We start from the raw sequence: 568 nt of genomic DNA on the forward strand, positions 1-568 counted from the left end.
CTACATCGGCACGGAGCACATCCTGCTCGGCCTGATCCGTGAGGGCGAGGGCGTCGCCGCCCAGGTCCTGGTCAAGCTGGGCGCTGATCTGAACCGCGTGCGGCAGCAGGTGATCCAGCTGCTCTCCGGTTACCAGGGCAAGGAGACCGCCGCCGCCGGCGGGCCTGCCGAGGGCACCCCCTCGACGTCCCTGGTCCTCGACCAGTTCGGCCGGAACCTCACCCAGGCCGCTCGTGAGTCCAAGCTCGACCCGGTCATCGGGCGCGAGAAGGAGATCGAGCGGGTCATGCAGGTGCTGTCCCGCCGTACCAAGAACAACCCGGTGCTGATCGGTGAGCCCGGCGTCGGCAAGACCGCCGTCGTCGAGGGCCTCGCCCAGGCGATCGTCAAGGGCGAGGTGCCCGAGACCCTCAAGGACAAGCACCTCTACACCCTGGACCTCGGCGCCCTGGTGGCCGGCTCCCGCTACCGCGGTGACTTCGAGGAGCGCCTGAAGAAGGTGCTCAAGGAGATCCGCACCCGCGGCGACATCATCCTGTTCATCGACGAGCTGCACACGCTGGTCGGT

General features: G+C 68.3%; 1 protein-coding gene. It reads left to right on the forward strand.

Annotated elements, in window-relative coordinates; all coding sequences use genetic code 11:
- On the forward strand, nt 1-568 hold a 568-nt coding region (locus LPA54_RS35685), incomplete at both ends, for a Clp protease N-terminal domain-containing protein (protein WP_228984719.1).

The sequence above is a fragment of the Streptomyces sp. DH12 genome (genome assembly GCF_020873895.1).
Classification (GTDB): Bacteria; Actinomycetota; Actinomycetes; order Streptomycetales; family Streptomycetaceae; genus Streptomyces.